Here is a 22,409-nt window from a genome sequence, read left to right as displayed (position 1 = left end):
TTCAGGGCGTCAGAGCAGCGTTTGCTAGAGTTAAGTAATCTTGTTGAATTCTTAAATGTGTGCACACCAGAGATTGAAATTGTACTGAATTTCAATACAAGCTGTAGCATAAACGCGCGTTTCCCGAGGGACGCCGACGTCGTTTCTCGGAACTATAAAACTTTTCGTATTAGGAGTTCATCCATGGTCCACAAGAGAAGTCCCGATGCGATCGACGTGTTTGTGGGCGGTCGTATCCGCATGCGTCGTATGATGCTGAAGTTGAGCCAGACGCAGTTGGCGAACGAACTCGGAGTGACGTTTCAACAGGTCCAGAAATACGAGAAGGGCACGAACCGTGTTGGCGCAAGCCGTCTGCAAAAGATCGCAAATGTCCTCGGCGTCCCGCCAAGCTTCTTCTTCTACCAAGAGAGTGAAGAACTGGTCACCACGGCAGGCATCGGAGATTTCACGACGATGAACTACGTTTCGCAATTTCTTCAATCCCGCGAGGGCATGGCCCTAAACCAGTCGTTTTTAAAAATTCCCGATGCAACCGTCCGCCAAAAGATTGTGGCGCTCGTCAAGGCTATGGCCGAGATGGACGAGCTTATTCCTATTGCCCCTGAAGGGCGTTCATCGGTGGAAGTTAGGTTGAACAGCTAGGTCGCAGATCTGGGGTTTTGGACAACCATGACGGAACTGTAGTGGGGATCAATGGCGTTCAGGTTGTTGACACTTGGGGAACTTCGGCTCGTTGATCCTTCGGGGAATGCTGTTACCTTCTCCGAGAAGGGTTTAATCATCCTTGCCTACCTATTTGTCCACCCGCAACGTGCCCAATCGCGGACGGCGTTGTCGAAGCTGCTATGGGACGCGGTCGAGCCGGCGCAGGCATATACCAATATGCGCAAGTCATTATCGAGGATCGACGGCCGCCAGCATGAATTGGGTCATCAATTCGTTCAAATCACTGCTTCCGATGTAAAGCTCAATGCTAAGGCTATCGACTGCGACATTGCGGGATTGGAAGCCCCGCCTGTTTCGGACGCACTGATTGATCTGCGCTCGTTAGTCGGACTCTTCAGTCATGCGTTTCTCGAAAACGTCGACAGCACAGGAGCCGCACTGTCAGCCTGGATTGGACAGCAGAGGGTACAACACCTCTCCCGATTGCGGAAAGCCTTAATCACTGCGATACCGATCGCGAAATCTGCGCAAGATATCGCGCTCGTCAAGGATGCGGCCCTGCGCATATTTCAGCACGACCCGGATGACGAGATGATCGTCAGCTTGCTTGCGGAGACCTATTCCACCGAGGGCAAGGTAGAGGCCTTCCGAAACATCTACGAAGGCCAGAAACAGAAGCTGTGGGGTAACCTGACGCTCGATCCCGATGTCCATGCCCTGAATGTCGTCAAAAAGGTCTTTGAGAAGCAGCGCACTCTCCTTGCCGTTTCGCAGCAAGGAATTGGGGACCAGTTGGGCGCTAAAGCAAACACAGGCCTCAAGCGCCCCATGCCGAGGCTTGTACTCCTGCCGCCAGTGGAGAGCATTGCCGGTCGCCAGCCTCTGCTCCCTTTCGCTGACGCACTCATTGAGGACGTCACCATCGCGCTATGTTCCTTGACCTCGGTGTCTGTGGTCGCTCCCTACACGGCCGCCCAGATCAGCCGGCAGTCGGATAAGGCCACCACGATCGCGCAGCATTCCATCTCCTACGTGCTCGATACCAGGCTTTCAGGCCAGGGCACCCAATGCAGCCTCTTCGTGCAGTTGGTTTACTTCGCAAACGATGAGGTCATCTGGGCGGACCGTTACGACATGGAAAAAGACAGTCTGGCCGTCCAGCGGCGTCAGATAGCTCGCCGAATTTCCATGGCGATCACCGGGGAAATAGAGCGCAACGAGCTGGCGCGGGAATATTTCGAGCAAAGCCCGACCGCATACCACCATTACCTCCTCGGACAGCGACATCTCAAGAACCTTGGTCTTCCAGATATTCGCCGTGCACGCAAAGAATTTCGAGCAGCGCTCAATCACTCTCCCTATTTCGCGCCAGCATTGAGCGGTATCGCTCGAACTTATTCAAGGGAATGGCTAATCACGGCACGTGGAGACGCTCAACTTCTGAAAGAAGCCGAGAAACATGCTAACAAAGCGATCGCGGCTGGCCAAGACATGGTCGGCGGCTACAGAGAACTCGGTGTTGCTAAGATGCTCTTAGGCGGCATTGATGAAAGCGTTGAGGCCTTGGAGTTGGCCGAGACGCTCAGCCCCCATTATGCCGATGTCACCGCGGACTACGCCGACACCCTTGTCCATGCATCGAAGCCCGGCCTAGCACTCGAGAAAATCGAAAAAGCCATCGAGCTCAACCCCTTGAGCCCCGATGTCTACCTTTGGACAGCAGCCGGCGCGTCCTACTGCCTCGAAGAGTACGAGCAAGCCTTATCCTATATCGAGCGCATGGCCGACAGAGGGCTCGCTAACCGCCTCTCCGCCGCAAGCTGGGCGATGATTGGCGACCAAAAAAGGGCGAAGAGCTTCGTGCGCAAGGCTCGGGAAACCAATCCCGACTTCGATGTGGATACTTGGCTGACCGCCGTGCCGTTCAAGGAGCAATGGCAGAAAGATCACTACCGTGATGGCCTGCGAAGCGCAGGCTTTTGAAGCAAATGAGCCAAAAGAAGGATTTTTAGCATGGCAAGAATCGTCGTTATCGGAGCGCCAGGTGAGACTGGCCTATGGGTTGCAGATCTTGATGCAGGAACTGTTAAGCCCTTTCAGCCGTCGGCAGGAAGCGCGCTGGAGGCAGCGGGTAAACTCCGGGCTAGCGGAGCTACGATCATCAAAGGCGTGGATTTCGCTGTCTCCGTGAAATCGGCAGACGACGCCTTCTCCGGTCATCTCGACGGATAAGCTAGCCAACGATGCGGCCTCGGAAGACAGTGATGTTAAACGATCAGATGCCGTACCTTCCTGAGGCCCGCTCTGCCACCTACTCGGCGCGTATCTGCACGCCAGAGGAGACGCTCAAGCGCGTCGCATCCTTCCTCCCACGCTACGGGATCACTCGCGTATCTCGATTGACTGGTCTCGACAATATCGGTGTTCCCGTCTGGAGCGCAGTTACTCCTAACGCTCGCTCGATCGTCATCCATCACGGCAAGGGTATCACTGATGCTGATGCTAAAGTGTCTGCAACGATGGAGGCGCTCGAGCGCGCCATCGCCGGCAGTCCATCGATCGACACAATCACTGCAACACAAGCGAGCCTCGAACTGGAAGGGCGGGTGGTCGATAACCTCGTGGGTCTCATCGCCCAAGGTCAGAACGACATAGCCGACGACGAGATGCTAACATGGGTTCGGGCAAGAGATGTTTTATCCAAAGTTGAAACCTGGGTTCCCTATGAAGCTGTCATCCTGGATCGTACTCCAGAGGTGGTTAGGTTCTGGCAGTCTTCGGATGGCCTAGCATCTGGAAATACACTCTTAGAAGCGAGCTTCCATGGAGTCCTGGAACGTATCGAGCGCGATGCAGAAACTTTGTGGAATATAGCGAACGCAGATCAGCGCCTTAAGACCTGCCTCGACCCTCGCAGCCTTCTGGATCCAATCATAGATGGGCTCGTCAGTAAAATTGAAAAGGCAGGTCTAGAACTTCGGCTGTTCGACATTACGAGCGACATCGGCATCGCCTGTTTCGTAGCGTTTTTGGGGTCGGCCTCACTCACATCAAGAAGCAATTCGCGCTTCATCGACGTGACCAAGGGAAGCGGTGCGCATCTCGATCCCGCGCGAGCCGCAATCCGGGCAATTACGGAAGCGATTCAATCCCGCCTGACTTATATCGGCGGCGCAAGGGACGACATCTATCCAGAGACGTTCGAACGGCCCCTACCGCAGGAAGTTCGGAACTATTTTAACGCCGAGCCGAGACCCCTCCCTCCCCGCAAGACGGTAGGCCTTGGACCACTGGAAGACATGTTCGAAACCGTGCTCAAGCATCTTGAAACTGCATCTGTGGGCTCTGTCGTTGTCGCTCCGCTGACACCGCCGGATTTTCCATTCTCAGTCGCCAAAGTCTTAGTGCCTGACCTTGAAAATCCGCCAGGGGAGCGAAAAAGACGTTTTGGGGTCCGAGGTATATCGAAGGCGTTGTTTTCGCTATGAAGATTGTCTTCGTCGGCCCCACGCTTCCGGAAGCAGTAGATCTGGTACCGCCGAATGTAGAAGTCCGCGGCCCGGCCAAGCACACAGATATCCTGGCTGCTGTCACTGACGGCGCAACGGTAATCGGCTTGATCGACGGGAATTTTGAAGATGTGGCCCCTATCTGGCACAAGGAAATCCTATTTTCTCTCTCACAGGGCGTTCGCGTCTATGGCTCAAGCAGTATGGGCGCTTTGAGGGCTGCTGAATGTGCCGCATTTGGAATGATCGGGATTGGCAAGATTTATAGCCGTTATGTTAGTGGCGAACTTGTTGATGATTCCGATGTCGCGCAAATCCACGGCCCGAGGGAGATGAACTACGTGTCACTGTCCGAGCCCTTGGTGAACGTCTTGGCAACCCTTGACGACCTGTTGTTGCGGCGTGAACTTGACCACGCCGACTACGACAGCCTCCGGACAAGCGCCGAAATGATATTCTTTAAGGAGCGGACTTACCGGGCAATCGTCGCCAATGCCAATCTACCGGACCATTTATCGCGAGAAAGCCTGACAGTATTGTTGCGGACAAATGCTATCAATCAGAAACGGCTTGACGCGCTGGAATTACTGAAAGCCATAGCGGCGGCTGACGACAGGCGAGTGCAAGTTCCTACGGACTGGACTTTCGCCTCGACAAGGCAGTGGCGAAAAATCCTCTAGCGACGCCGGTTGTAGCCCGACCCTGCACGGCACTCCAAGCTGTGTCACGCCTATGTCACGCGCAATTCGATAACTTCTAATTTATCCTTCGACGTAGAAAACTGATTTGGAATGAAGGATTGATGATGGCACTAGACGCTCATGAGAAAGACACCGACCAGGACGGTGATATCGCACCCGAGCTGGTTTCGATTGCACGGCTTGTGACTTATGCGCGCAACAGCGCCAAGGATCTTGACCTCGAATTTTCGACATACTGCCTCGATTTGGCTTTAGGTTCGCTGGTGGAAGAGATCAGAAAACGCGGAGTGGATAAGACTGAAGCCAGCGATGAGGGGGAGTATACCGCAAGCGTCATCTCTGGGGCATCTCACTAACTACGCTGTCTACGCTCGCCGATCAAGAATGGTCGCTACAGCAGCTCGTCGATGATGCACTCGAGTGGTGCCCCGTCATCGACAATGCGGAAATGATTTCCCTTCCTTCGCGGCTCACCAATCGAGAAGGTGCCTGCCGTATCGTGGCCGACGCGCAGCAGGGGACCAACGGCATTCTGAGGCGAGACCTCGAGCTGCTGGCCGATTCAGAGAGGTGGGTTTCCAACAGCAGGCTCGCGAGCCAAGGCATGACCCGGTCTGCCCCGGAGCCACCGGCGCGCATTGGCATCATCAGCGACTGGGGACGGCAGAGGCCCGCTTTTCCCACTCTGCGTCATACTAGCGGGTGACGCCACCCTGGTCCGATAAGCGCGACAGACCAACTTTTAGTAGATCGTCGTCAAGGTCGTATCCGACCAAGAAAAGTGCGGCAGGTGGTCGAGGTCATCGTCGTCCGTCAGAAGGGCGAATACGTTACCGAATAAAGGTCGCCGCGGTTAAGTCCGACCGTTCGGGCCGCGATCAGGGATTTCTCGAGCTGACAACTGAGTTTTCCGTGCTCCAGATCGACGATGAAGCATTCCCCGGTACAGCAACGCGCGGCGAACTGAGTTTGCGTCTACCCCTACATTTTTTGGTATTCTCGGACATGCGCGCCAAAATCTGTCGTTAGCCAGATCGTGATGAGCTCCCTTTAAATTCTTTCTTATCGTACAGGAAGCGCCGCTCATATTTAAGGCCAAGAGAAAGAAGCTCATCTCCCGCAGAATGAGCTGCGGCACATATCCCACCGACACCAGCGGTCATCCCTGGTTCGTCCAGTCTTCCACCCTTAAGCCGGGCACCCGTCGAACTCCCTGCGGTTCATCGTGACCATAATCGCCTCACCCGCGAGCGGGTGTGTCCCGCAAAGACTGCGTCATAGGATCCAATCGAAGTGCAGATACGAGCCAAATTTGCTAGCCACGCACGTGCATGCAGCAGTGATTGTGGGAAGCACCGAAAACGCCCTCCGCTTCCGATGCCACAAGCTCATGCATCCTTCGCCGCATGCCGCAACACTGGTACCAGCCGAGGAAGGGGTTGAGCCTCAGCTTAGAGTGGCTAGCTTGGAGTCCTTGGGGGAATTGCGTCAGCACCGTTCGCTAATTAAGACATCCTGTCTCTAAATCGCTTACTTGAGAATGGCCGAAAACCGCGGGTCAAAGGCGCGACTGATCGGCTCGGCTGCAGCACCAAGCGCCACCGCCCATGGATCTGTTATCCCGAGTTGAAACCTCGGAACACGGCGCCCGGACCGCTGAGAAAGAGACGGAATGAGCGGTTCCATCGCTTCCATCAAGCGACGGGCAAGCACCTCCGGGGTGCCACCACAAAGGATCACAGTTTGTGGGTCGAAAATTGTTTCGATGAGGTGAATGCTCCAACGAAGATCTGTCACGGCTTCTTCTAACCAGAACTGGATCCTTCGGTCATCTGTCGCGGCGAGCTCATTCACCGCGGCGTAAACTCCGGGATCAGCCGGATCAATTTCGAGATGCTGATAAAGTGCAGCGAGCGAAGCACGATGTTCAAGAGGCGAAGCCCGACCGCCCGGCGACAACAGTGCCATACCGATTTCGCCTGCATTGCCATTTGCACCGCTGTAAAGCTCGCCACCAAGAATGAGACCGGCACCAATACCGTAGCCGAGATAGAGGCAGACAGCATGGTCGAGTCCGTGGGCGGCGCCCACCATTCGCTCCGCTTGAGCACAGGCTGCCGCGTCGTTCTGTAACCCGACTTCAAGCCCGGTGCCTGCCGCCAGCATTTCCAGCAGAGGAAAAGATTGCCATGCAGACATCATCCACGGATCGTCAACAGCGGTTTCCAAACCGAAGGGTCCCGGCATTGCAGCGCCGAGACCAACTAAGCGACGCTCTGAATCACGGACTAGAAGGCGCAGATCTCGCCTCACGGTTTCAATAAGATCTAAGATAACCTTCACGCCGCCTTGAGGTCCATTAGCTGGAAGTGGCGCTTCTGCACGGGTGAGGATTGTACCCAACAGATCGACTGCGAGTGCGCGAGTAACGTGACGATCGATTTGAAGACCGATAGCGAAAGCACCTTCCGGCACCAGACTGTAGGGAGTCGACGGCTGCCCCCTGCCCCTTCGGATAACCCCCTGCGCACTCACCAGCCCATCTCGCTCAAGTTCGTCGACGATGTTGGATATCGTTTGCTTCGTCAACCTGGTGGCACGTGCAAGATCAGCGCGTGAAAGAGCGCCATTGAGGCGCAACGCGTCGACAATCACCCTTCGGTTGTGCGCACTTGTTCCTTCTTGGTTGGTCCCGCTTTTGGCACGGATCGGTCGTCTATCATGCATCTAGCAATTCCCCTTGACACCACTTGGATATTGAAGAAGATATAAAGTCAATGCAATTGACTTAATAAGGGACCGGAGAGTCCTTGGGGAATGCGAAGAGCCAAAAGCGGCTCCGCGGCGATCCGATATCGGTATCCAACAAAGGGTGCCTTAACGACTGGAGGCGACTTGAAGCCGCCCTCGGTAAACGCGTGAATGCAAAAAAACTGGAGGCTGGCTAAATGTCGAACTCATTGAAGAAGACCCTGCTTGGCGCTGCACTGCTCAGCGCATCTTTTGCACCGGGTGCCTTTGCCGAGACTAATATCAACGCACTTTTCATGGCGCAGGCCGCATACAGCGAAGCTGATGTTCGCGCGATGGCAGAGGCCTTCAGCAAGGCCAATCCTGACATCAAGGTCAATCTGGAGTTTGTTCCTTATGAAGGCTTGCACGACAAGACAGTGCTGGCGCAGGGCTCTGGAAGCGGATACGACGTCGTTCTTTTTGACGTGATCTGGCCGGCTGAATATGCGTCTAACGACGTTCTCGTAGATGTCACTTCGCGCATCTCCGAAGACACGAAGAAGAGTGTGTTGCCGGGAGCTTGGACCACCGTTCAGAACGACGGAAAATATTACGGGATGCCATGGATCCTCGACACAAAGTACCTGTTTTACAATAAAGAGATTCTTGAAAAGGCTGGCATTAAAGCGCCGCCGAAGACCTGGGACGAGCTGAATGAGCAGGCCAAAATAATCAAAGACAAGGGCCTGCTGAATACCCCGATTGCATGGAGCTGGGCTCAGGCCGAAGCGGCTATCTGCGACTACACGACGCTGGTCAGCGCCTACAAAGGCGAGTTCCTGAAGGACGGGAAACCAGACTTCCAGACGGGCGGCGGTCTTGACGCCCTGAATTACATGGTTGCCAGCTACAAGTCCGGGCTAACTAATCCGAACTCAAAAGAATTTCTCGAAGAGGATGTCCGCAAAGTCTTTCAGAACGGCGATGCCGCGTTTGCGCTTAATTGGACCTACATGTACAACATGGCGAACGACCCCAAAGACAGCAAAGTTGCTGGCAAGGTCGGTGTCGTTGCAGCTCCGGGCGTTGCCGGGAAGAGTGAGGCGTCCGCAGTCAATGGCTCCATGGGCCTTGGCATCACTTCTGCCAGCAAGCATCCTGACGAAGCCTGGAAATTCATTACGTTCATGACCTCTCAGGCGACGCAGAACCAGTATTCCAAGCTCAGCCTGCCAATCTGGGCGTCCTCTTACGATGACCCTGCTGTCACCAAAGGCCAGGAAGAGCTGATCTCCGCCGCGAAAATTGGTCTCGCCGCAATGTATCCTCGGCCGACGACGCCGAAATATCAGGAGCTCTCGACCGCTCTTCAACAGGCGATCCAGGAGTCGCTTCTCGGACAGTCTTCCCCCGAGGACGCGCTGAAGACAGCAGCTGAAAACAGCGGCCTCTAAGCAATCTACAACGACCAGGCGGACGATACTGCCGCCTGGCTTGCCGTCGTCGTACCGATGAATGGAAAGGGCGCCCAATGTCCGGCACTTGGATGACCACCCGTGCGTGGCTTTTGATGCTGCCCCTGCTGATGATGATGATGGCCGTGATCGGGTGGCCATTAATCGACACTGTTACCTTATCCTTCACTGATGCAAAGCTTGTCGGCACCGCAGGCAACTTTGTCGGTATCGACAATTACGTCAAAATGCTCTCCAGCTCGAATTTCCAGCGCACTCTCTCAACAACCGCGATTTTCGCTATCGTCTCGGTGACTGCGGAGATGGTGATCGGTGTCCTGGCTGCCCTGCTGCTGAACCAGGACTTTTACGGCCGCACGATACTACGTGCGCTGATGATCCTCCCTTGGGCGCTGCCCACGGTGGTTAATGCCACCCTTTGGCGGCTGATCTATAATCCCGAATATGGCGCTCTGAATGCGATGCTCACCCAGCTCGGATTGCTCGACACGTATCGCTCGTGGCTCGGCGAGCCCGGCTCTGCGCTTGCAGCCTTGATTGTCGCCGACTGCTGGAAGAATTTTCCACTCGTTGCGCTAATTGCTCTTGCCGCGCTGCAGGCCGTGCCGCGCGATATAACAGCTGCATCGTTAGTAGATGGTGCCGGACCGTTTTCGCGATTTCGGTTCGTGATCCTCCCGTACATTGCTGGCCCCTTGATGGTGGCTTTAGTCCTGCGCACGATCGAAGCTTTTAAAGTATTCGACATTATCTGGGTGATGACCCGTGGTGGTCCGGCGAATTCCACGCGCACGCTCTCAATCCTCGTCTACCAGGAGGCTTTCTCGTTTCAGCGAGCCGGGTCCGGTGCCTCTCTAGCACTGATCGTTACGCTGCTGGTGACTCTGCTCGCCGCCGCCTACGCAATGCTGGTTCGCAAGAGCGCAGGGAGCGCAGGGAGCGCGAGCTGATGGAACGTCGCGGCCCTCTCTTCAATATCTTCATCTACATTTGCGCTCTGTTACTTGCAGCTGTTATTCTCGCGCCGGTCTTCTGGCTTTTTATCATGAGCATCTCGCCAGCTGCCGATCTCGCCGCAAAGCCGTTGCGGTGGTGGCCGCATACTCCAGACTTCTCCCGGTACCGTGTGTTGCTGTCAACGATGGAAAACAGTGCTGGTGCGGCGTTCACGTCGTCGCTGATCAACAGTATTGAGGTCGCCGCAATGGCAACTATCGCCGCTATCGCGCTTGCCATTCCGGCCGGCTGGGCCGTCTCAAGAACGCCCACCGTAGGCTGGTCGCTGACAATGGTGATCGCCACCTACATGTTGCCGCCGGTCGCTCTGGCTGTGCCACTCTACATGGGGCTTGCCCGTCTCGGCATGCTCAACAACGTCTTCGGCCTTGCACTGGTCTACCTTACGATTCTCGCACCCTTCACAACTTGGCTGATGAAATCTGGGTTTGATTCCATCCCTAAGGAGATCGAGGCGGCGGCCATGATCGACGGTGCTGGCCTGTTTCAAACCCTGAAGATTATCACTCTACCTCTCGCTTTGCCCGTCGTGGCGACATCCGCGCTATTTGCCTTCCTATTGGCTTGGGACGAGTTCTTTTATGCGTTGCTGTTCACTTCCGACCAACGCGCCAAGACACTAACTGTTGCCATCGCCGATCTCGCGGGCGGCCGTGTCTCCGACTATGGACTGATTGCAACCGCTGGCGTGCTCGCTGCCCTGCCGCCAGTGCTGGTCGGTCTTGTCATGCAACGCGCCCTCATATCGGGGCTTACTAGCGGTGGCGTGAAAGGATGACAATGCCTAATCATATAAGCAGACCTAAAGGACTTTTGGCTATCGATCGCGAAATGGCTCGACAGCATGCCGACACTCTGGCCTCATACGATGCCGCGAAGACCGGAGCCCGGACCATTGCCGCATCGCTGAGAAAGACAAAGAAACTGCTTTTGCTCGGCATGGGCGGATCGCACGCCGTCGGCCGTGCTGTCGAACCGCTTTATCGTGCACTCGGTATCGAAGCCATCGCGCTGCCCCTTTCAGAACAGCTGGGCCAGCCGCTTTCTCTCGAAGAGCGCACCGTTATTGTCGCCTCGCAGTCGGGCGAAAGCGCCGAGGTCGTTCGCTGGTTCAGGGAGACTGGCGGCAACGCCGATACATTTGGGCTTACCTTGGAAGGGGCCTCGTTCCTAGCACGGACGGTGACATCGCTAATTGGAGTTGGTGGGACTGAACTCGCTTTTGCGGCAACCCGCAGTCTCATGATCACCTTTGGCTTGCATCTCGCCATTTTCACGGCACTGGGTGCAGATCCAAGCGCTGCTCTCGCTGTGCTTGATGCTTCAGAGGCGCCTGATATCATCCCCGCGCTTGATGCTCTTACCACGGTGAACGCCGTCGTTACTTCCGGCCGTCGCCTACAAGGTCTTGCCGAAGCGCTTGCACTCGGACTCACCGAACTGTCCCGTCTGCCGTGCTTCTCCCTTGAAGGCGGCCAGTTGCGGCACGGCCCCATGGAAATGCTAGGCCCCGATATTGGCGTTGTTCTTTTTCGTGGAAACGACAGCACTGCGGGCCTAGTCACAGCGATGGCCGTCTCTGCGGTCAATACGGGTGCTCCCGTCATCATATTTGACACGTCGGGCAATGAACCTGTCGCTGGCACCGTGTCCATCTCCTTTCGGCCCACCACAGGGCTAGCCGCCATATTCGCAATGCTTCCAACGGCACAGCGCTTTATGATCGATTTCGCCGAGGCACGTGTCGATGATGCCGGTACACCTGTACGCTCGAGCAAGATTACCAGGAGCGAATGAATGCGACCGCTTGCAGTCATCGGTAACGTCAACGTCGACCTCATTCTTGGTCCCGCGGCGCCGTGGCCAAAGGCCGGCACTGAAATCATCGTTGATCACGACGAACTTCGTGTCGGCGGCAGCGCTGGCAACAGTGCGTTGGCCTGGGCGGCAATGGGCGTGGAGTTTTCGATCGCTGCCAACGTCGGCAGTGACCAATACGGCAGTTGGTTGCGTGAAACCTTTGGGCATCGTGCTGCGAAATGGTCGGTACGCTCCGAGCGAACCACTCTATCTGTTGGTATCACTCATCCAGATGGCGAGCGGACCTTCTTTACAACACGCGGGCACCTGCCTCGGTTCGGCATCTCCGACGTAATGCAAACCATCGATGGTGGCGCGATGGCGGGCGGACTTGCATTGGTCTGCGGCTCGTTCCTGACAGACGACCTCGTTCGTGATTACTACACCCTCTTCGACTGGGCGGCGTCGCACGACATTACCATTGCACTCGACACGGGCTGGCCATTGGAAGGCTGGACCGAAGAGAACTGCACTGCCACTCTAGGCTGGCTGTCCCGCTGCGGGATTGCTTTGTTAAATGAAGTTGAAACGACGACGCTAGCTGGCCTTAATGATCCGATCGAGGCTGCTCGCAAGATTCGGTCGTCCATGCCCATTGATGGCATTGTCATCGTCAAGCGCGGCGCAGATGGTGCCATAGCTGTCGGCCCAGGAGGTTTGCTGACGACTATAGCAGCTCCGAGGGTTGAGGTCGTCGATACGATCGGCGCGGGAGATGTGTTCAACGCTGCATTTCTAGCCGCGCTTGCCAATTACAAATCGATTGAAGCCTGCTTAGTCACAGGTACCCAAGTCGCGTCCCGGGCGATTTCCACCCGTCCCCGCCACTACGGCGGCCCGCTTGCTTCCGAGGAGGCCGTTGCATGAGCTCGCTTCAAATCAACAATATCCGCAAGTCCTATGGAGAAATTGAGACCCTGAAAAGCGTAGATATCTCGCTTGAAAGCGGTGAGTTTCTCGTCCTTCTGGGTTCCTCTGGTTGCGGCAAGTCAACGCTTCTAAACATCATTGCCGGCTTAGCCGAGGCGTCCAGTGGCGACATTCTGATTGGAGGATGCTCCGTTCTGGGCGTGCATCCGAAAGATCGCGACATCGCAATGGTGTTCCAATCGTATGCGCTCTACCCAAATCTCACTGTGCGGCGGAATATTGGGTTTGGCCTCGAGATGCGTAAAGTTCCCGTCCACGAACGTGACAAGGCCGTCAACGAGGCTGCAAAATTGCTCCAAATCGAGCCTCTGCTAGATCGTAAACCAGCTCAGCTCTCCGGCGGCCAGCGTCAGCGCGTAGCAATCGGCCGTGCTCTGGTACGAAAGCCTGAGGTCTTTCTTTTCGACGAGCCACTATCCAACCTAGACGCCAAACTTCGCATGGAAATGCGCACCGAGCTGAAGCGCCTACATCAGGTTTTGAACACCACGGTGGTATACGTTACGCATGACCAGATCGAGGCGATGACGCTAGCCACGCGTATTGCTGTGATGAGAGATGGGCGCATCGAGCAACTAGGCACACCCGCAGAAATCTATGATCGGCCCGCCACCCTGTATGTTGCCACCTTCGTCGGCGTACCACCGATGAACCTACTACGGGTTACCGTCAAAAATGGGGCTCTGGCGGTGGATGGTGCAGACGCCCAAATGCCTCTGCCGACATCACTCAACAATGCATTTGGGGAGGGACAGAAGCTCATCCTTGGCATACGACCGGAGGCACTATCGCTTACCGGGAGCGGCAGCATGATTACCGCTCATTGTGATGTGTCCGAGTTAACCGGTCCTGAGCTAGTCGTCACCGCATCCGTTGGCACTCAAAATGTGACGGCGAGCCTGCCGCCAAGATCAGCTCTCGCCCGCGGAGACGAGGTCCGGCTGTTCTTCGATCAGGAGACTGTTCACCTCTTCAATTCGGAAACCGGGTTGCGATATGGCTGAGCGTTCGCGTTGCTGCTCGATCCTGCCAGGGCGTCATCGCGGCTAGCGTTGCAGTTCGACAAGGACTTTGCACCCGTATCTTCTTCAAGCAGACGATAGTTACGTGGACCAGAGCTGGGCCAATTTTAGCCCAGCGGCCATCAAGCGGCTTGCTTCGCGAGTCGCGAAATCGAGATCGTTTGCTGCCGCGGTGGCTGCAATGTAACCATCTGCCGTGCCGATAGCTTTCTCTGACGCTCCAGCGCGTGCCGTCGGTTCTGAGTAGAAATTTGAAGAAGTCAAATCGAACGACAGGATACAAAGGGAGAAGAGGGTCAACACTCCGTCCAAGGTGGTCCCGGAGGATAACTGAACCATAAATTCGACGGCAGGAGCCTTGGACAGAGACGTTGGATGCGGATCCGCTGCATCGATTGATGCCGATTTGACTCCAGGCACGCTGTTAGCGGCGGTGTTGCCATCAAGCTTGCTTTGGCTGCCTCAGCCTTCGACCTGAAGATCACGCGGCAGCCGCTGACAGGCGACCGTCCGCGGTCCACACAGACAGGTAAAATTCACTCCGCGGGAAGTCTCGGCTCATAGTCCGGTAACAGCCTACATTCCTCATTATAGGTTTTGCGCTTTTCTTCGCACAGCGCAGCCACTGACTGCTTAGTCGGTTTTTTACCTTGTTCGATCCAAGTCAACATCGCGTTAAACAGCGCTGCGTACTGCGGAGTAGACAGTTTAGAGTGCTCAGCCTCGTCAGAGAAATTCAGGACCAGAAGGTCGCTGTTGCCTGCCGTCGCTACCGTCTGGCGATATATTGCCTCATGATCGACGAACACCGTCGGATCGTTAACCGCGTGGAGCGTGATTGTTGGCAAAACGATCTGGCCGGTGAGATCGGCGTCGTAGGCCATGGCGCGACGCGCTTCTGGATCGGCTTCGAAACGTTCTACACCGCTGTTCAATGCGGTATCGTCGTCGGACCCCGCGTACTTCACCTTCGAGTTGTCGAAAGGATTTCTTCCATCCATTCGACGCCAAACGATATCAGAGAAAAGTCCAGTCGCCCAAGAAAGATGAGCCACAAGAGTTTTCTCCGGCACCTTGGTGACCGCAAGGATGTTTTTCAGGTTTCTAGACTGTTGTGCGGTACGCTCATTCGGCGCAAGCGCCAAGCCTGTGCATTCATTAACGCGATTTTCAAGTTCGTCACGCTTCATCGTCACCCCCTTCGGCAGGCCTTGCCAAACGCGATATTGCACTTCGTCTGCGCGCGGGTGGTTTTTGCAATAATACTGGTAGACCGCACGTAGATCGGCGCGGAAATCGTATCCACGGCTCCCTCCGGCTAGAAGTCCGCTGGTCAGAACGACTCCGTCGTAGTTTTTGCGGCCCTGCCAGTCGAGCGCATAAAGCTCCGCGGTCTTCGCAGCAACATTGCCGCCCCATGACTGGCCGTGGAGGAGGACATGTTTCGGCTTGCCAAGCTGTTGAATGGCGATGCGCCTTACGCTGTCGGTATCCTCCGCCGCCATGCGCACGCCGTAACCCTGCCGACGATAGTTAGATCCCGCCCAAGCGTAGCCTTCCTGAACCGTCACGGCGAAGCGCGTAAGATCTTCTACCGGGTCATCCGCTTGTGGCTTCGCAGTGCGCGGACCACCGTGGGCATGCACGACCAGAGTACCGTTCCAATTCTTTGGTTTTGCAATCCAGTAATAGGCGCCTTGTGTGTCCTGGCCAGCGAAACATTCTGCGCCGGCTGGCAAGGCTGTAGGGCAGTCTGTCTTCTTCGGCTCGCCGCCGTCACCCTGTTGCGCTGAGGCTGACCCGGCAACGATCGTAATAAATGCCATAGCCGGTAAAAGCTGTCTGCTGAAATGCATGAAAATTCCTCCTCTCCCCTCCCCACTGCGATGCTACATAAGCGGGAATAGGAGACAACGCAGAAAAGAAATCATTCGCTGCCTTCAGCGAAATCTAGTTTTGATTGGGTGGGATCATGCCCAAACGTGTCAAGGAATGGGTGAGCTCTCACCCATCACGGAGTGGCAGTAGTGCCCCAAGCCATCGCGATGGCGGATCAGATATTTGATATCCGCGCGATACGAGGTCAATCTAAGGCCAACTCCTTAAATGAAAGAGGCACAATCCGAGCAGCAAGCAGAGGCCTCACTGGAGATGCTTCCTACCTCTGATGGATTCCTACCATCGACCCCGAGATAGTCCGCCAAAACGATTGAAAATGCCGATCGCTTCATTCAAGCAAAACCGATGAGTGTGATTCGCAGATCAACAGCCCGAGGCGAACCTTCCTAGCCAGTGAGATATCGAACCTCGATTAGGTGGTACGACCTACACTGCGTTCGTTCGCGCTCTCGACCTGCGATCCCCAACTATTCCAAAACGGAATGGGCGATCTCAATTTTGCATTGGACGTTCGCGCAGCTTCGCGCCCATGATGCCCAAAATATAACTCTGACTACAAATTAAGCAGAAATGCGCACGTTTCTGCTTTTCGTGATTGGTCTTCTATGATGACAGACAGTGACAGCAAAAAGAGTATTTTCGAATTTGACGTGGGGGGCGGCCATGTTCTGAATGTCGAGGATTACGGAGCCCACACAGGGATCCCGGTCATCCTGCTTCATGGCGGCCCCGGAGCCGGCATTCCCGCCGACAGATCGAAAGTTTTGATCTGTCGGAATTTCGCGTCATCACGTTCGACCAGCGTGGTGCGGGCAAGTCCACGCCACATGCGAGCGTTGAGGGCAACACGACCTCGGCACTGATCACCGACATCGAATCCATCCGCAATCATTTCGACATCGATCGCTGGCTGGTTGCCGGCGGGTCCTGGGGCAGTTGTCTGGCACTCGCCTATGGGCAGGCGCATCCCGAGCGCTGCTTCGGCTTTCGCCTTCACGGCATCTTCCTGGCGGGGCCGGACGACATCGACTGGTGGTTCAACGGCATGCGCGCAATCTTTCCGGACCACTGGGAAGAGTTCGCAGCCTTCATTCCCGAGGCGGAGCGCCATGATCTTCTGTCCGCCTATTATCGCAGACTGACATGCGGTAACGCGCAGACGGAAGTGGCTGCGGCACTGAGTTTGCGGGAATTCTCCGCCAAGACCCAGACATTTCTTCCCGACCCCGCCCACGTGGCAACGTTGCTGGATCCCAAGTCAGCGCTTTCGGTGGCACGGCTGTTTACGCACTATTGCATGAACGGCGCATTTCTGGCGCCTGGCCAGCTGCTCGCCGGAATCGATCGGATACGCCACCTGCCCTGCCAGATCGTCAACGGTCGCTATGATACAGTCACGCCGATGCTGTCGGCATGGCGGCTGCACCGGGCATGGCCCGAAGCAGGCTTCACGATCGTTACGGAAGCCAATCACCAATCCACCAAGGGCGCGATGTTTGAGGAACTGGTCGCTGCGGGTGAAAGGCTTCGCGATCAGCTGCATCCCACCGAGCGGGCTTTGATGGAGCATGGCGCATGACAGCGAAGATGTTTACAGCCGCAGCCATAAATCCATTTTTGGAAGTTCGCGCCGTCAAGACGCCTGCGATTTCGCCCGACGGTGCATGGCTTGCTTACCTCTCCGACGAGACCGGCTTCAACCAGCTTTTTGTCAGGCCCCTGACGGAGAATGTCGGGACAGCGCGACAGCTGACGCACATGCCGGAGCCGGTCGGCGCTTTCGCTTTCAACCCTAAAGGAGCCGGAATTCTCTTCACCGTGGATTGCGGCGGCGACGAACGCCATCAACTGTGGTTGCTACCCGATCTCGACTCCGCGCCCCTGCCACTGACAAAAGCACCGACCGTCGTGCATCTGTGGGGTGCATGGTCGCCGGATGGCAAGCGCATAGCTTACGCTTCGAACGCCCGATCGCCCCATGACATGGATGTGCAAATCATGGACATAGCCACCGGCGAGGTCTCAACCGTGTTCAGCGGTCGTGGCATGCGCGAAGTGATGGCCTTTTTCCCGGACGGTCAATCGCTTCTCGTGCGGGAATCTGTCCGCTCAGGCAACGACCAGGACATCTACCGTCTCGATATCGACAAAAGTGCCCTCACCCCTCTGATGCCGCATCAGGGCAAGGCGCGTTATCTTGCCGCCCGACTTTTCAAGGATGGCAGCGGCGGTGTGACCGTCTGCGACCAGGACAGCGACTTCATGGCAATCCACCGGTTTGCGGCTGAGGGCGGCAGCGCCAAGCCGGTGGTGGAGCTTTCCAACCACAATATCGAGGCGCTCGCGCTATCTGCCGATCAGACCCGCATCGCGTTTCTCGCAAACGAAGATGGCTGGAGCCGCATCGGCATCGTCGATCGCGATGGCAGCGGCCTCATCTCTTTCGAGGAGCAACCATCCGGCGTGATCGGCTCGATCGCTTTCACACCTGATGGCAGCTCTCTGATCTTTCCGCTGGAAAGCGCATCGAGACCGCCGACAATCTGGAGGCTCGATCTTGGAGCCGGTCATTTCGAGGAACTGGTGGGCGTGGATGCGAGAGGGCTCGATATGTCGGGCTTTGTCGATCCGGTCATCGAGCGTTTCGCGAGCTTCGACGGCCTCGGCATACCGGCCTGCGTCTACACACCGAAAACACCGCCGCCGACCGATGGCTACCCCGTACTGTTCATCGTACACGGCGGCCCCGAAATGCAGTGGCGGCCGGATTTTCGCGCCGACGTGCAGTTCCTGGTGAGCCAGGGAGTTATGGTCGTGGCGCCCAATGTACGCGGCAGCACCGGCTATGGCCGGACATTCCATGAACTCGACGATCGCGAGAAGCGGATGAATTCGGTCGCCGACCTGAAGGCGATCCGGCTGGCGGTGGGCGCCCGCGATGACGTGAACGCCAACCGTATCGGCGTGTTCGGTCGCTCTTATGGAGGCTTCATGGTTCTGTCCGCGCTGACGGAGGATCCCGAACTCTGGTCACTCGGCGTCGATTTCTACGGTGTCGGCAATTTCCTCACCCATCTTATTGCCACCGGCCCGTGGGGGCGTCAGCAGCGCGCTGCCGAGTATGGCGATCCGACAGCGATGCGCGAGGCATTGGAGCGGTTTTCGCCGATCAACCGGATTTCCCGCATGAAGGCACCTCTTCTCATCGTCCACGCCAATCGCGATCCGCGCGTACCGATGGGCCAGAGCGAGGACGTCTATTCCTGCCTGAATGGCCTCGGCCACGACTGTGAGTATCTGCGGATCGACCATGAGGGGCATGGGTTCGCCCGGTTCGAAAACCGCTTGAAGGTGTTCCTTACCTTTGCCCGCTTCCTCGAAAAACATCTTTGACAGCAAGTCGTATTGGAGAGTGTTGACATGCAGAACAGTGAGCCGATCTGGGATCTCGTCGATGAGCACAGGACGGAGTTCGAAGCCCTGAGCGACCGCGTCTGGGGCATGCCGGAAATCGCCTACACCGAGTATGCCTCGGTAGCCGAACATGCGGCGATGCTGCGCCAGCAGGGGTTTCGCGTCACCGATAACGTAGCGGGCATTCCGACGGCCGTCATGGGTGAAGCCGGCGAAGGCGGGCCGATCATCGCTATCCTCGGCGAATATGACGCGCTGCCGGGGCTGAGTCAGGAAGCGGGGATTGCCGAGCCGAAGCCGATGCCCGGCAACGGCCATGGCCATGGCTGCGGTCACAACCTGCTCGGTTCCGCCGCGATGCTTGCTGCGACCGCGATCAAGGACTGGCTGGAAAAAACCGGCAAGCCGGGCCGCGTGCGCTATTACGGCTGCCCAGCCGAAGAGGGCGGCGCGGCAAAATCCTTCATGGCCCGCGAAGGCGCCTTTGACGGCGTCGATGCGGCGATCACCTGGCATCCGAGCGCTTTCACGGAAGTCGCCCGTGCGCAGTCGCTCGCCAATACTCGCATGGATTTCAAGTTCACCGGTCGCGCCTCGCATGCTGCCGCCGCCCCACATCTCGGCCGCTCCGCGCTCGATGCCGTCGAACTGATGAATGTCGGCGTCAACTATCTGCGCGAGCACGTGCCGGACTCCAGCCGCATCCACTATGCCATGCTGGATTCCGGCGGCATCGCGCCCAATGTCGTGCAGGCAAAGTCGGCCGTGCGTTATGCTATCCGCTCGCGTGACCTGAAGGGCATGCTGGACCTCAACGAGCGCGTCAAGCAGGTGGCGCTCGGTGCCGCCATGATGACCGGCACCACTGTCGAAATCTCGATCATGAGCGCCGTCTCCAATCTGCTTGCCAACAGACCGCTGGAAGAGGCGATGCAGCGCAATCTGGAGCGTCTCGGCCCGGTCCCCTTCGATGCCGAGGACAAGGCGTTTGCCGCAAAGATCCAGGCGACGCTGAGCGACGAGGACATCGACAACGCCTATCTGCGCACCGGCCTGCCGCGCCGCGAAGATACGCCACTTTGTGATTTCATCGTTCCACTCGACGTTCATGGCGAACCGATGATCGGCTCCACCGATGTCGGTGACGTCAGCTGGCTCATGCCAACCGTGCAGGCGCATGCCGCAACGATCGCGATCGGTACGCCGGGACATTCCTGGCAGGTCACGGCGCAGGGCAAGACGCCCGCCGCCCACAAGGGCATGACCCATGCCGCAAAGATGATGGCCGGCACGGCGATCGACCTTCTGGAAGACGCCGATCTCCTGGCCGCCGCCAAGGCCGACCATCAGGCGCGCTTAGGCAAGACCGCCTACGTTTGCCCGATCCCGGCCGATGTGCAGCCACCGCTGCAACCGCGCCCGAAGGAGGCCGCGTGAGACGAAATAACCGGGGGCGCCAAAAGGCCCCCGGCCCAAAATCAGCGTTCAAGATCTAAAAACAAGGGGAACTGAAAGCATGATGACGAAACATTTTTCCGAGCATAAGAAGGCAATCGCTGCCGCGACCGCCCTTCTTTCCTCCATCGCCTTGCCGGCGCAGGCGGCCACGCCGTCATCGGCGCTGGTCATGGCGTGGAACATCGATGCTATCAGCACTTTCGATCCGGCCCAGGTCGGCGAAGTCGTTACCAACGAACTCTTGCAGAACACCTGCGATTCACTGGTGGATTTCGATCCGAATGACGAATCCAAGGTCGTGCCGCTGCTGGCCAAAAGCTGGGATGTTTCCGAGGATCGCAAGCAGATCACATTCCATTTGAACGAGGGGATGAAATTCCCGACTGGTGAAGCCGCCTCCGCCAAGGAATTGGCCTGGTCGATGCAGCGCGTCATCAAGCTCGGCTTCGGCAATGCCGCGGCGATGACCGAATACGGTTTTAACAAGGAAAACGTCGCAGATCTCATCACCGCGCCGGACGACAACACACTGGTGATGAAGCTGGACAAGCCCTATCCGACAAATCTGATCCTGCAGGCGATTGGCGCCAACCGGGTGTCGGCCATCCTCGACCAGAAGACGTTGACCTCGAAGGAAGTCAACGGAGATATGGGCAACAAATACCTGGCGACCAACACAGCCTGCGTCGGCCCCTACAAGCTCGTACAGTGGAATGCCGGCGAGTCCATCGTTCTGCAGGCCAACGACGATTATTATGGTGAAGCGCCGAAGCTGAAACGCGTGCTGATCCGCCACGTCGCCGAGCCGGGCACGCAGCGCCTTCTGCTGCAACAGGGCGACGTCGATATCGCCCGCGACTTGTCGCCGGACGATCTGGCCGATCTCGACGGCAAGCCGGGCCTCAAGGTCGAACGCGTGCTCAAACCGCAGCTATTCTTCTGGACCTTTAACGCTAACGACCCGATCTTCAAGAACGAAAAGGTGCGCCTCGCCATGCGCTACCTCATTGATTACGACGGTCTGGGCAAATCGGTCATGACCTATCTCGGCGTGCCACGTGCAAGCTTCGCACAGCTCGGTGCCGTCGGCGCTCTCGATGCGCAGGAAGGCCAGCCCTTCAAGCTCGATATCGAAAAAGCCAAGGCACTATTGGCCGAGGGCGGTTATCCGAATGGTTTCGAAGCCAGCGTTCTGATCGGCACCCTGCCGCATTCGGCACCGATCGCCCAGAGTGTTCAGGCCAATGCCGCCAAGATCGGCGTGAAACTGAATATCGAGCGCATGGCCAATGCCCAGTTGTTCGCCCGCATTCGTGGTCGTGAGTTCCAGACTGGCATGCAGGCATGGCAGACGGGCGTTCCGGATGCACATGGCAATGCATCGCGCCTTGTCTTCAATCCGGACAACCGCCCGGAAGCCAAGCTGACACAGTATCCATCCTGGCGCGCAGCATTCCAGAATGAGGATTACAACAAGCGCGTTCAGGCGGCGCTTCTGGAAAGCGATCCCGCCAAGCGCAACGAAATGTATGCCTCTCTGCAGAAGGACGTCATGGAGACCGGCCCGATGGCCATCATGTTCCAGATGTACAACATTCTCGGCATGAGCGATAAGGTTCAGAATTGGACCTGGAACGGTTTCCGTGTCTATTACGACCTGGCATCCAAGTAGGCGGCCCGATCATGGCGGACCTCACCCACTCGGATCCCAGCAGCGATGCG

The 22,409-nt window shown here is 56.9% G+C and carries 18 protein-coding genes; 16 read left to right on the top strand and 2 right to left on the bottom strand.

Annotated features, from left to right (window positions below; translation table 11 throughout):
• Positions 1–183: 183 nt before the first annotated feature.
• The 6 genes from EYC79_RS08550 (at position 184) to EYC79_RS08525 (ending at position 5,235) form a co-directional block, all read left to right on the top strand.
• A complete protein-coding gene (locus EYC79_RS08550; protein ID WP_130977682.1) occupies positions 184–645 on the top strand; it encodes a helix-turn-helix domain-containing protein in 462 nt (153 codons plus the stop codon).
• Positions 646–696: 51 nt separating this feature from the next.
• Positions 697–2,652, top strand: coding sequence for a DNA-binding protein (locus EYC79_RS08545; protein ID WP_130977681.1), 1,956 nt, complete (start codon positions 697–699; stop codon positions 2,650–2,652).
• Positions 2,653–2,682: 30 nt separating this feature from the next.
• Entirely contained in the window at positions 2,683–2,901 is a 219-nt protein-coding gene (locus tag EYC79_RS08540) for a hypothetical protein (RefSeq protein WP_111846552.1), read from the top strand.
• Positions 2,902–2,933: 32 nt separating this feature from the next.
• Positions 2,934–4,157, top strand: a complete 1,224-nt coding sequence (locus EYC79_RS08535; RefSeq protein WP_165456984.1) for a YcaO-like family protein — start codon at positions 2,934–2,936, stop codon at positions 4,155–4,157.
• Complete coding sequence (locus EYC79_RS08530) at positions 4,154–4,858, top strand: TfuA-like protein (RefSeq protein ID WP_130977680.1); 705 nt, start codon at positions 4,154–4,156, stop codon at positions 4,856–4,858. Before EYC79_RS08535 ends, EYC79_RS08530 begins: the two co-directional genes overlap by 4 nt.
• A gap of 125 nt (positions 4,859–4,983) precedes the next feature.
• Positions 4,984–5,235, top strand: a complete 252-nt coding sequence (locus EYC79_RS08525) for an immunoglobulin domain-containing family protein (protein WP_113265662.1) — start codon at positions 4,984–4,986, stop codon at positions 5,233–5,235.
• A gap of 1,174 nt (positions 5,236–6,409) precedes the next feature.
• Here the strand turns inward: EYC79_RS08525 and EYC79_RS08515 are convergent.
• Positions 6,410–7,606, bottom strand: coding sequence for an ROK family transcriptional regulator (locus tag EYC79_RS08515; RefSeq protein WP_130977679.1), 1,197 nt, complete (start codon positions 7,604–7,606; stop codon positions 6,410–6,412).
• A 221-nt stretch (positions 7,607–7,827) separates the two neighbouring features.
• Here EYC79_RS08515 and EYC79_RS08510 point away from each other — a divergent pair, with 221 nt between their 5' ends.
• From EYC79_RS08510 to EYC79_RS08485, 6 genes are all read left to right on the top strand, one after another.
• Positions 7,828–9,066 (top strand): extracellular solute-binding protein, encoded by a 1,239-nt coding sequence (locus EYC79_RS08510; RefSeq protein ID WP_113225218.1) that lies wholly within the window; start codon positions 7,828–7,830, stop codon positions 9,064–9,066.
• A gap of 77 nt (positions 9,067–9,143) precedes the next feature.
• On the top strand, positions 9,144–10,037 hold the full coding sequence (locus EYC79_RS08505; protein ID WP_130977678.1) for a carbohydrate ABC transporter permease: 894 nt from the start codon (positions 9,144–9,146) through the stop codon (positions 10,035–10,037).
• On the top strand, positions 10,037–10,882 hold the full coding sequence (locus tag EYC79_RS08500) for a carbohydrate ABC transporter permease (protein WP_113225220.1): 846 nt from the start codon (positions 10,037–10,039) through the stop codon (positions 10,880–10,882). Before EYC79_RS08505 ends, EYC79_RS08500 begins: the two co-directional genes overlap by 1 nt.
• Positions 10,879–11,901, top strand: coding sequence for an SIS domain-containing protein (locus tag EYC79_RS08495; RefSeq protein WP_130977677.1), 1,023 nt, complete (start codon positions 10,879–10,881; stop codon positions 11,899–11,901). The genes EYC79_RS08500 and EYC79_RS08495 overlap by 4 nt, the downstream gene beginning before the upstream one ends.
• Positions 11,902–12,831 carry a PfkB family carbohydrate kinase gene (locus EYC79_RS08490; protein WP_113180441.1) on the top strand — a complete coding sequence of 310 codons (930 nt, stop codon included), beginning with the start codon at positions 11,902–11,904 and terminating at the stop codon, positions 12,829–12,831.
• Positions 12,828–13,898, top strand: a complete 1,071-nt coding sequence (locus tag EYC79_RS08485) for an ABC transporter ATP-binding protein (protein ID WP_130977676.1) — start codon at positions 12,828–12,830, stop codon at positions 13,896–13,898. The genes EYC79_RS08490 and EYC79_RS08485 overlap by 4 nt, the downstream gene beginning before the upstream one ends.
• A gap of 554 nt (positions 13,899–14,452) precedes the next feature.
• Here EYC79_RS08485 and EYC79_RS08480 read toward each other — a convergent pair.
• A complete protein-coding gene (locus tag EYC79_RS08480) occupies positions 14,453–15,772 on the bottom strand; it encodes an alpha/beta hydrolase family protein (protein WP_130977675.1) in 1,320 nt (439 codons plus the stop codon).
• A 797-nt stretch (positions 15,773–16,569) separates the two neighbouring features.
• Here EYC79_RS08480 and EYC79_RS08475 point away from each other — a divergent pair.
• From EYC79_RS08475 to EYC79_RS08460, 4 genes are all read left to right on the top strand, one after another.
• Positions 16,570–17,394 (top strand): alpha/beta fold hydrolase, encoded by an 825-nt coding sequence (locus EYC79_RS08475; RefSeq protein WP_335625460.1) that lies wholly within the window; start codon positions 16,570–16,572, stop codon positions 17,392–17,394.
• Complete coding sequence (locus EYC79_RS08470) at positions 17,391–19,208, top strand: S9 family peptidase (protein WP_130977674.1); 1,818 nt, start codon at positions 17,391–17,393, stop codon at positions 19,206–19,208. The genes EYC79_RS08475 and EYC79_RS08470 overlap by 4 nt, the downstream gene beginning before the upstream one ends.
• A 27-nt stretch (positions 19,209–19,235) precedes the next feature.
• Positions 19,236–20,666: a M20 family metallopeptidase gene (locus EYC79_RS08465; protein ID WP_111846563.1), complete on the top strand. Its 1,431-nt coding sequence runs from the start codon at positions 19,236–19,238 to the stop codon at positions 20,664–20,666.
• 79 nt (positions 20,667–20,745) lie between these two features.
• Positions 20,746–22,359 (top strand): ABC transporter substrate-binding protein, encoded by a 1,614-nt coding sequence (locus tag EYC79_RS08460; RefSeq protein WP_205654339.1) that lies wholly within the window; start codon positions 20,746–20,748, stop codon positions 22,357–22,359.
• Positions 22,360–22,409: the final 50 nt, after the last annotated feature.

Source organism: Agrobacterium cavarae, from assembly GCF_004310285.1.
Classification (GTDB): Bacteria; Pseudomonadota; Alphaproteobacteria; order Rhizobiales; family Rhizobiaceae; genus Agrobacterium; species Agrobacterium cavarae.
The sequence above is the reverse complement of the archived record's forward strand: the minus strand, read 5'-3'. Positions and strand labels throughout refer to the sequence as shown.